15 protein-coding genes are annotated in these 8,569 nt (G+C 64.3%); all 15 read right to left on the bottom strand.

The window, feature by feature from the left end; genetic code table 11:
* The coding region (locus AXW79_RS10355) for a baseplate J/gp47 family protein (RefSeq protein ID WP_063975712.1) at window positions 1-821 on the bottom strand (821 nt) is incomplete at its 3' end.
* On the bottom strand, window positions 818-1,156 hold the full coding sequence (locus AXW79_RS10350; RefSeq protein ID WP_011898573.1) for a DUF2590 family protein: 339 nt from the start codon (window positions 1,154-1,156) through the stop codon (window positions 818-820). The genes AXW79_RS10355 and AXW79_RS10350, both read right to left, overlap by 4 nt.
* Window positions 1,156-3,207 (bottom strand): phage tail tape measure protein, encoded by a 2,052-nt coding sequence (locus AXW79_RS10345; RefSeq protein ID WP_005314454.1) that lies wholly within the window; start codon window positions 3,205-3,207, stop codon window positions 1,156-1,158. The genes AXW79_RS10350 and AXW79_RS10345 overlap by 1 nt, the downstream gene beginning before the upstream one ends.
* A 9-nt stretch (window positions 3,208-3,216) precedes the next feature.
* On the bottom strand, window positions 3,217-3,351 hold the full coding sequence (locus tag AXW79_RS24145) for a DUF6890 family protein (protein ID WP_378003632.1): 135 nt from the start codon (window positions 3,349-3,351) through the stop codon (window positions 3,217-3,219).
* Between the two features lie 50 nt (window positions 3,352-3,401).
* Window positions 3,402-3,665 (bottom strand): putative phage tail assembly chaperone, encoded by a 264-nt coding sequence (locus AXW79_RS10340; protein ID WP_005314455.1) that lies wholly within the window; start codon window positions 3,663-3,665, stop codon window positions 3,402-3,404.
* Window positions 3,662-3,853 (bottom strand): Rz1-like lysis system protein LysC, encoded by a 192-nt coding sequence (lysC, locus tag AXW79_RS23760; RefSeq protein WP_146124907.1) that lies wholly within the window; start codon window positions 3,851-3,853, stop codon window positions 3,662-3,664. Before lysC ends, AXW79_RS10340 begins: the two co-directional genes overlap by 4 nt.
* The gene (locus AXW79_RS10335; protein WP_005314459.1) at window positions 3,789-4,223 is read right to left on the bottom strand and encodes a hypothetical protein; all 435 of its coding nucleotides are present in this window, start codon (window positions 4,221-4,223) and stop codon (window positions 3,789-3,791) included. The genes lysC and AXW79_RS10335 overlap by 65 nt, the downstream gene beginning before the upstream one ends.
* Window positions 4,220-4,681 (bottom strand): glycoside hydrolase family 24 protein, encoded by a 462-nt coding sequence (locus AXW79_RS10330; protein WP_005314461.1) that lies wholly within the window; start codon window positions 4,679-4,681, stop codon window positions 4,220-4,222. The genes AXW79_RS10335 and AXW79_RS10330 overlap by 4 nt, the downstream gene beginning before the upstream one ends.
* Window positions 4,668-4,994 (bottom strand): phage holin, lambda family, encoded by a 327-nt coding sequence (locus tag AXW79_RS10325; protein ID WP_043144985.1) that lies wholly within the window; start codon window positions 4,992-4,994, stop codon window positions 4,668-4,670. Before AXW79_RS10325 ends, AXW79_RS10330 begins: the two co-directional genes overlap by 14 nt.
* Before the next feature lie 23 nt (window positions 4,995-5,017).
* Complete coding sequence (locus AXW79_RS10320; protein WP_005322541.1) at window positions 5,018-5,227, bottom strand: TraR/DksA family transcriptional regulator; 210 nt, start codon at window positions 5,225-5,227, stop codon at window positions 5,018-5,020.
* 9 nt (window positions 5,228-5,236) lie between these two features.
* On the bottom strand, window positions 5,237-5,692 hold the full coding sequence (locus AXW79_RS10315; protein WP_011898576.1) for a phage protein: 456 nt from the start codon (window positions 5,690-5,692) through the stop codon (window positions 5,237-5,239).
* Between the two features lie 3 nt (window positions 5,693-5,695).
* Window positions 5,696-6,832 (bottom strand): DUF2586 domain-containing protein, encoded by a 1,137-nt coding sequence (locus tag AXW79_RS10310; protein WP_011898577.1) that lies wholly within the window; start codon window positions 6,830-6,832, stop codon window positions 5,696-5,698.
* A 4-nt stretch (window positions 6,833-6,836) separates the two neighbouring features.
* Complete coding sequence (locus AXW79_RS10305; protein WP_005314470.1) at window positions 6,837-7,523, bottom strand: phage virion morphogenesis protein; 687 nt, start codon at window positions 7,521-7,523, stop codon at window positions 6,837-6,839.
* Window positions 7,524-7,525: 2 nt separating this feature from the next.
* Window positions 7,526-8,044 (bottom strand): phage tail protein, encoded by a 519-nt coding sequence (locus AXW79_RS10300; RefSeq protein WP_005314471.1) that lies wholly within the window; start codon window positions 8,042-8,044, stop codon window positions 7,526-7,528.
* Window positions 8,041-8,502, bottom strand: coding sequence for a head completion/stabilization protein (locus AXW79_RS10295; RefSeq protein WP_005314472.1), 462 nt, complete (start codon window positions 8,500-8,502; stop codon window positions 8,041-8,043). Before AXW79_RS10295 ends, AXW79_RS10300 begins: the two co-directional genes overlap by 4 nt.
* Window positions 8,503-8,569: the final 67 nt, after the last annotated feature.

Genomic DNA, 8,569 nt, shown 5'->3' with positions numbered 1-8,569 from the left:
TGCTCAATCAGGCTGGCCGGGGTCGCGCCCACCTCCAGCAGGATGTACGCATTGGCGGTGCCCGGGCCACGGGGGGCCTCGTGCTCGAAGAAGATGTGGTCGGCCCGAATGCCCGCGACGCTCGCCAGCATGGAGCGGTAAATCGCGTCGATGTGATAACGCCCCACCGCCGAAAACTGGTTCTGGATGCGCAGACCCAGGGCGTCATTGCCCTCGGCGTCCGCGCCCTGGGTGGTTATCCACTCTTTGTCATCGTTGCGTGCCGACAGGATGCCGGTCACCGGTTCGCTGAGCAGGTTGTAATAGCCCGGCGCCAGATTCCAGGCTGCGCCGGCGTGCTCGGCTTCGCAGACAACCTTGGCCACCGCTTCGCCGGCCGGGCTCACTACCGCCTGCAGGGGTTTGAGGCGGTAGATGGTGCCGTTGATGCGCTCGGTGGAGATCCAGATATCGGCCGGGATGGTGGCGGCCTCGCTCGGATTGGCCTTGACGAAGTTGACCAGGCCCCGGGTGGTCTGGGCGGGTTTGCGGGTCAAATCCACGTCCCAGGCCTTGAGGTCGAGATAGGCATCGGTGGCGGTGGCCGCAAAGGTGTTGGGCAGCACATGGCCGGCCAGCAGGGTGCGGACCAGCCAGAGCGCCGGCGTTATCACCACCCCGCGCACCAGCCGCCAGAAGGGGCTCACGTCGCTGTCATTGGTGATAAGGGAGCCGGCGGCCACCACCTCCTGTTTGAGCTCGGCCTCCATGGCCTGCTCGGTGGTCGGGACGCCGGTCTCGGCCAGCAGGGCCATAAAGTCCACGGTCGGGCGCAGGTTCACAGGGTTACCTCCAGTTCGCCGAATTCATAGGTGCGGGCGGTGACCAGTATCCGGTCGGGGGCCTCTTCACGGATGAGGATGGTGCCGGGCACCAGCCGCTCGTCGTCTTCAACCAGCAGTTCAATCTCGGTCATCACGTCGCTGCGCAGGGTCGGGCTGCGCTCGCCAATGAGCTTGCGGGCAAGCCCGGACTCCATGATGCGGTGCTTGATGTCCTGACCGATGCTGTGGCGGTCCTGGGTGGTGCGGGGCTGGCCGCCGGCATCGAGTTGCCAGGCGCCGTTGACCACCAGGATGTCGATGTACTTGGGGTTGTGGACCAGGGGCTCACTCATCATTTGGTCTCCAGCCAGGCGTTCTCGGCCATCTGCTCCGGCGTCATCGGGTTTTGGTTGTGCATGTGCACCTCGCCGATGTGCAGGGCCTTGGCCGGTTTCTGGTTGGCCGTGGTCGCGGCCGCGTTGGCCTGGATCAACTGCTGGCCCAGGCCACCCGAGGGCACCGCGCTCTGGTCTTGTTGGCGGTAGCGGGCGAGCGGGGCATTGATGCGCTCCATCGGCGCCGGGGCTTGCAGCTGGGTAGTCAGGGGCAGGCTCAGGTCCGGCATCACCAGCTTGCTGGTGTCGATGTCGATGCCCGGGATCATCCCCATCAGATCGAGGGCGTAGCGAATGGCTTTGATGATCCACTGCCAGGGGGTGAGCAGGGCTTCGAACACGGCGCCGAGGACGGCCCCCAGACGCCGGCCGGCATCGGTCACGCTATCGACCCCGAGGCTGGCACGCTCGGTGGCCCCAAAGAAGGAACCGAGCCAGTCCCAGGCTTGGCCGAGCAAGGTCACGATGATCCCCAAGGTGTCAGCAATGGGGACCAGTGCCTGCGAGGCAAGGGGGCCGAAAGTCTCAGCCAGTCCACTGAAGAAGGCGCCCAGCAGCTCAAAGTTGGTCAGCACCGAGAAGGCGGCATAGAGCTCGTCCCAGTAGACGATGGCCAGCGCCACGGCGGCGACCAGGGCGAGGATGCCGCCCACGATCAGCAGCACCGGGTTGGCGTACATGGCGAGGTTCACCAACAAGACGGTGGTGCGCATCAGCGCCATGGCGCCGCGCAGCAGCTTGAGCGGGGCGAGCAGCCCCATCATGACGATGCCCCAGCCCAGGGTCACCAGCTTGGCCAGGCCTGCCAGCAGCAACCAGACACCAGTGACCATGCCGAGGCCGACGATGGCCAGGGTGGCGTAACTGACCGCCTTGGTCAGGTGGGGAAACAGGCGAGCCCAGCGCAGCACGGTATCCGCGCCATCGGCAAAGGCGCCCACTACCTGGTTGATGGCGGGGAGCACTGCGCCGAACGCCGCCGCTCGGATTGCAAACCAGGCCGACTCGACCCGCTGCCACTGGTCGGTCATGGCGGCGGCCATCTGCTCGGCTTTGCCCATGCCGTGGGTGTTGCCCAGGGCATTGATGCTGCTGGAAAGCGCCTTGGTGTTACTCATCAAGAGCTTGATCATCGACACTGCTTCATCCGAGCCAAACGCCTTTTTCAGCTCATCACTGCCGGCGATGGTCAGGGTCTCGCCATAGCGGGCCTTGAGCTTATCCAGCACGTCGAGCACCGGCAGCATGTTGCCCGCCGAGTCGGTGAACTGCAGGCCAAGCGCCTTTTGGGCGCTGCCAATCCCGGACAGAAACGACTTGAACTTGGTGCCAGCTTCGCCGCCGCCCATAGTGGCCTGCAGGTGGCCGAGCACGGCGAACTGCTCATCCATCGAGATCCCGGCGGCAGTGGCGTTGGCACCGATGCCCTTGAAGGCGTCAGTCATGCCCTGGCCAGTGGTTTTGAACATCTGCACCGCGGTGGCGGTTTTGCCGGCCACATCCTCCACCCAGGTGGCCTTGCCCATCCGCTTGGCCTGCTGCTCGAAGATGCCGTACATGGTGCCCATGTAGTTGGTGATGGTGGCAGTGTCGGCTTTGGTGGCCTTGGCCAGCACGCCGGAGGCGCGGGCAAAGGCGGGCAGCTCGTTACCCTCAAGCCCGGCGATGGCGGATTGAATATCGTAAGAGGCCCGCACGAACTCACTGGCAGAGGCGCCATAGTCCACCGAGAACCGCAGCGCGGTATCGGAGAGTTGTTTGAGGGTCTTCTCATGAACATCGAGGGAGGCCACTTCGGCCAGCGCCCGATCCATTTCGATAGCCGGGCCCAGCACGTTCTGGATCGCCATGGCACCGGCCACTACTGTGGTGGTTCCCATGGCCATGTTGGCCCACCCCTGCCGACCGGCTTTGCTGATCTGGTCGATCTGGGTGTTGATGCCCGCCAGCGGCTTGGTGGCATTGTCCACCAGTGCCACCTGCATCATCAGTTTTTCCATCCAGGCCATAGGGGGCTCTTATCCGTTGAAGGCTTTCGCTATCCCCTGCGCGACGGCAAAGGCGAGCGTGTCCCGTGAGTGCTTATCAAACCAGAGGGCGCGGGCCAGACTGTCGAGGTCATCCTCTTCATGGGGCAGGTAGTGGCGCCGCAGCGCCAGTACCTGTTCCAGCTGGTTGTGCTCGATGGCCTCGGCGCGCCCGGTCAGTTTTTTACGGTGATATCCAGCGCCGGCGCGAACTCCTCGTTGACCTTGGCGGTCAGCTGTAAGGCGGCGCCTGGCAGGGCGAGCAGGTCGCTCAGGGCCTCTTTGTGCTCGGTGTGGATAATCTTGCGCAGGTAGTTGTGTGCCGGCGCCACCTTGTCGTTCATGGCCAGGTCGTTGATGTAGCTGTTGTAGGCCACCAGGGTGGGCTCAAAGCAGATGTCGGTGCCGGCGATGGTCAGGGTGATGGTTTGCTTGCTCATGGGGTGGTTTCCTCTTGGGTTATCCAGTCGTTTAGGGTGTCGAGTTGGGTTTGGCAGCGGCGCAGTGCGCCCTGCAGGGTGGGGATAAAGGCCACGGCCTCGCCCCAGGTAGTGCCGTTAAATTCAGGTTCCGGGCAGTGGGGCACCAGCCCCGGCGGTGGCAGGCGTTTCACCACCTGTGTTTGCACCACGGCCCTTGGCTGGCTGGAGCAGGCGCAAAGCGCCAACAGGCAGAGGCTCGCGAGCACAATCCGGGCGGCCCGCCGGCGGTGTGGCCAGGGCGTGTTGCAGGTCATCGGCAGTCTTCCTCTGTTGTTGGTCGAGCTCGGTCAGGGCGGCGTTCTGGTGGGCGAGCAACGTGCGCAGCCCAATCTCTTCTCGCTGCAGCGTCTTGAACTCGGTGGCCATCTGGTCGTTGGCGCTCTGCAGGGTGGTGATGGTCTCGTTGGCGGTGGCCAGCTCCAGGGTGCGCAGGGTGAGCCGTTCGTCCTGGACATACAGCACAGTGCCAATCACCAGCCCGATAAGGGCCGGCAACAGCCGGATGAACGTGCTCACGCCAGTACCCCGCCAAACTCGATGAACTTGGCCAGCAGGTCAGCCAGCTTATGTTCGCGCTGGCCGTAGCCAGCGCCGGGCAAGCTGGCCCAAATGTTGGCGCACTTGGGCACCGCCTGGGCAATGCGGCCATCGACCACATCGGCCAGCGCTTTGCGCTCGCGGATAAGCTGGATGGCCCAGGTGTCTTGCGACTCAGGACCAAAGTCCAGCAGGCCGAGCTGGTCACGGTAGTGGGACCAGTGTTTGGACAGGAACTGATAGCGCCCGGCGGCGGTGCTGACCAGGTGCGGGTTCACCTGCACTTTGACGTTCGGGTGGGTGCGGTAGTCGGTGAACAAACCTGCCGGGTTGACCAGCTTGTTGTAACCGTCATCGCCGAGCCCTTTGGTTCCTTCGGCAAAGGCCAGCAGGTCGAGAAAGGCGGCCATTTGTGGGTGGCAGTTACTGCGCGGCATCGTTGCCACCTTTGGTATTGATGAGCCGGGTGGCCTTGTCTCGCAGGATGTCGATCCCGATAAGGCCCACCACACCGCCCAGGAACGGGGTCGCCTCTGGCGGGATCCCGAGTAATTGGGTACCGGTGGCCGCGGCCAACGTGATAAGCCCGCACAGCAGGGATTCGATCAGTCGGCGACGGCCCCGCCCGCCGGTGTAGGTGATGCGCAGGAAGGCGATGGCCAGCGCCAGCAGTGCCCCATAGACGGCGGGCCAGTTGTCCATCAGCCAGGCCAGAATGGCGGCGCCGATGATGGGGTCTTTGTTTGGCATAGGGTTCATGTCCGTTGCTCGGGTTAGCGGGCCAGCTGCTCAATGCGGGTTTGGCAGGGGACGCACAGGCGCACCCCCGGCACATGGTGGCGACGCGCCTCGGGGATCGGGTCGTCGCACTCCTCGCAGTGATGCAGGCTCATGCCCTGGTAGTGCCCCTTGCCCACCTGGCGGGCCAGATTGGTGGTCAGCATGCGGGCGGCGTGTTGGTTGGCGCGGTCGATATCGTCCACAGAGCCTCCTTAACCCAGCAGGTGGCGGGTGTCGTCCTTGGAGAGGTACGGCACGCCATTGAGGTGAACAAAATCGGGGGAGGTCACAAAGCCTTTCACCTTGTGCACGCTCTTGCTGCCGCCCTTGGGATCGATGTCGAGCAAGTCAGAGACCAGCAGCTTCACGCCAAAGGCTTCCACCTTCATCTGCTCGCTGCCGGTGTCGGCGTAGAACAGCACATCGTCAGGCTCCATCCCGCGCCAGCTGCCGGCCCGTTTGGCGGCTTCGGCCAGCAGCTTGAGGTTCTTGGTGTCGAGCTCGAACTCGAGCTCCGCCGAGACGTCCCCATCCACATAGCCATCCGGGACGCCTCGGGTCTGGGCCACGGCGCTGTTGTCGGTGATAGAAAGGCTGGCCTTTTCAACGTGGACCATGGCCCCCATCAGGGTGGTATCAAAGCTGGTACCGGAAACACGACGGGTCATTGCTTAGCCCTCCCCGTTGTTGAGGCTCAAATCGAGCATGATGTTGACGGTGATCCCCTTGGGGCAGTCCACGGTGCGCACCACCACATAGACAGAGACCAAGTTCTTGGCAATCCACTGGATGCTGATGTCGCCATCCTGGGGGGAGGCGATGTCGCCGGGGAACGGCTGGCCATTGATGGTGGCGGCCTTGGCCATCTCGCGCAGGTCCTTGCCAAAGTAGGTCACCGCGGCGGCGGTGCTGCCTGGGGTGGAGTTGAACGAGCGATCCCCGATGCGGGCGATGGCACGAATACGGATCCGGCGCGCCACCTTGTAGGCGACCCGCAGGTTCTCGATCGCCTGGTAGTCGCCGCCCTCGGCATCGAGCTGGCGGCCATCAGCCCAATAGATGCCGTCATAGTCCGGGTACCACATCGGCACCGAGTAGCGGCTCTTCTCCAGGGTCTGCAGGGTGGCCAGCGGCAGCGGGATCCCGTCCTTGTCCACCGGCTTGTTGTCAAGGCCGACCAGGGCGCCGGTCTTCACCCGGCAGGGGCTGTCGGCGATGCTCACCGCCCGGTTGCACAGGCGGCCCGCATAGGCGCCGATGAGGTTGGGCCAAAGCTGTGGCACCAGGCCAACCGAATCGGCCTTGATGCCATCTTGCAAGGCAGCCAGGGCGGCCTCGTACTCGCTCCAGTCTTGGGCGGTAGCGTTTTTGCCGGCGGCCTTGGCGACAATGCCGGGGACGGCCAGCAGCATGAACTGCCAGCGCCCCCATTTGGCGATCAGCTCCTGGTTGAGGGCGTGGGCTGCGTTGATGCTCACCTGATCCCACACCTGACCCAGCACCAGGATGCCTTCAAAGGACTGGGTCTGCTGCGCCTCGCGGGCGGCATCGAGCCAGGGCTTGTCGGTGGGCAGCACATAGGCGGCTGCGGTCCAGTTCTGGCCGGCGTTATCGCGGGCGGCCAGCAGGTTGGCCTTGAGCTCGCTGTCACCGGTTCCCAGCAACTGGTCGAGGTCTGACTGGGTGTTGAGGGAGAGCAGCTTGCCGGTGTTACTGGCGGAGCTGCCGATGAACAGCAGGTGGCGCTCGACTTCGGTCACGGGCCCCTGCATCTGGTTTAAGTTGTTGATCTGTACATAAGGCCACATGGCGTTAGTTCCCCTTCAGGTCTTGTTTGTTGACGTCCCAGCCGTAGTCGATGCTCTGCAGGGCGCGGGCAAAGGCTTGTTCCCGCTGCCGGGTGTTGGCGCCCAGAAACGGGCGGGCAGGGAGCTTTATCTCCCAGCGCTCTTTCACCGGTTCATCCTTGAGCTTCTTGATGAGCAGGCCGGCCTGGGCGTAGTTGAGGCTGCTGGTGATCCAGCCGAGCGAGGCTGAGCGGTATGAGCGCTTGCGCTTGCCCGGGCGTTTGAACCCCAACTCCCGCAGCTTGCGGGCCTGCGCCTTGGTAGCCGGCTTGTTCTTGCCGCCTTCACTGGGCGCAATGCGGCGCCGGCTGGCTGCGCTCACCTGGTAGGTGTGCCCCTTCTGGTGGGTGTTGGCGATAACCCCAGCGTGGGCACTCATGGGGCCTTTCTTAAAGCCCACTTCTGCCACGTCCTGGCGGGGGGCGTGGATCTCCAACAGCTTGGGCAGGCCGCGCAGCATCTTGCGCTTGCCCCGTTTGCGCGGAGCCCAGGCACTGCCGTTGGGGTCTTGCTGTTGGCGCACGTGACGGGCGGCCAGCTTCTTGAGCTCAGCCGCTGCCCGCCACACCAGGCGCTTGCGCTGCTTGGGCGACAGGGCCAGCAGCTTGAGCTGCTCCTGGGTTCGGCGACTGTCTAGGGTGATGCTGATCATGCTTAGGCCCCGACACTGTGGTGGCCGGTGTTCCCCACATTCAGGTCAATCTGCTCGGCGACCCAAATGTCATAGGGGGCCACGTTCCAGTGCTTGCCGAGCCAGTTGATGGGGCCTTGCGGGTGCTCCACCAGGCGCAGCGGCTCGGTAAAGGGGAGCTGGATCTCAAGGTCAGCCGTCTTTTCATCGTTGGGGGTGACGGCGTATTCGGGATCGGGCAGCGCAAACTGCTCGCGGACTGCGTCATGCTCCTGCACCCAGGCGGCGACAGCGGCCAGCACAATGGCGGGATCCAGCTCGCGAAACGGCAGTTGCTCGATGGTGAACACCGCCTGATAGGTGAGCCAGGCCACGTCCACCCCGGTGGGGCCCATGTTTTTGGGCTCCAACCGGATGGTGCCGTTCTCCATCCAGCTATCCAGGTGGGTGTGGCACTTGGCCGGCAGCACTCGCAGCAGCTCGGCGTGGAGCGCTTGCAGGAAGTAGCCCTGGGCTTGTTGCTCGTGCAGATCGTGACTCATATCAGCGAGACCCCCGTCCTGTGCTTGCCCTTGATGCTGCGCACCCGTTGCTGACTCTCGGCCAGTAGCTGGGCGCGTTGGTCTGGCGATCGCTCCAGCTGGTTGTTGGCGGTGGCCCGCTCGGTGACGCTGGCGAATTCGGGCAGCAGCGCCGCCTTGGCTCGGGCAAACACCGCGGCCAGGTACTGCTCGGTCAGCGCATTGCTGCCGCCTTCCAGACTTGGCCCGGGTACCTCGGCGGCGCTGGTGTAGCCCTTGCCCTGCAGCGCGGCCTGGTGGCTCACCAGCTGCAGGTTGATTTCAGAGACGGCTGCCAGCAGGGCGGCGCCGGTGGTCTGGGCATCCAGATCGGCAGGCAGGGCGCGGCGGCGCTCAAAATCGGCCACGGCCACATCTGGCCAGAACCCGTCATTGCGGATAGTGGCGGCGCTGTAGTCGACGTTCTTGCCTGCAAACATGGCGTGCCTCGCTGGTTGGTTGAAATGGAGCACCCCTGAAGCCACGCAATTGCCGCTGGGTTAGCCA

The sequence above is a fragment of the Aeromonas salmonicida subsp. salmonicida genome, assembly GCF_001643305.1.
GTDB lineage: Bacteria > Pseudomonadota > Gammaproteobacteria > Enterobacterales > Aeromonadaceae > Aeromonas > Aeromonas salmonicida.
Note: the sequence above shows the minus strand (reverse complement) of the source record. Positions and strands in the feature narration are given on the sequence as shown.

Bases quoted from the DNA above. Each gene is read 5' to 3' on its own strand.
- AXW79_RS10350 (WP_011898573.1), bottom strand. From the start codon at position 1,156: ATGAGTGAGCCCCTGGTCCACAACCCCAAGTACATCGACATCCTGGTG.
- AXW79_RS10345 (WP_005314454.1), bottom strand. From the start codon at position 3,207: ATGGCCTGGATGGAAAAACTGATGATGCAGGTGGCACTGGTGGACAAT.
- AXW79_RS10340 (WP_005314455.1), bottom strand. From the start codon at position 3,665: ATGAGCAAGCAAACCATCACCCTGACCATCGCCGGCACCGACATCTGC.
- AXW79_RS10330 (WP_005314461.1), bottom strand. From the start codon at position 4,681: ATGCCGCGCAGTAACTGCCACCCACAAATGGCCGCCTTTCTCGACCTG.
- AXW79_RS10325 (WP_043144985.1), bottom strand. From the start codon at position 4,994: ATGCCAAACAAAGACCCCATCATCGGCGCCGCCATTCTGGCCTGGCTG.
- AXW79_RS10315 (WP_011898576.1), bottom strand. From the start codon at position 5,692: ATGACCCGTCGTGTTTCCGGTACCAGCTTTGATACCACCCTGATGGGG.
- AXW79_RS10310 (WP_011898577.1), bottom strand. From the start codon at position 6,832: ATGTGGCCTTATGTACAGATCAACAACTTAAACCAGATGCAGGGGCCC.
- AXW79_RS10305 (WP_005314470.1), bottom strand. From the start codon at position 7,523: ATGATCAGCATCACCCTAGACAGTCGCCGAACCCAGGAGCAGCTCAAG.
- AXW79_RS10300 (WP_005314471.1), bottom strand. From the start codon at position 8,044: ATGAGTCACGATCTGCACGAGCAACAAGCCCAGGGCTACTTCCTGCAA.
- AXW79_RS10295 (WP_005314472.1), bottom strand. From the start codon at position 8,502: ATGTTTGCAGGCAAGAACGTCGACTACAGCGCCGCCACTATCCGCAAT.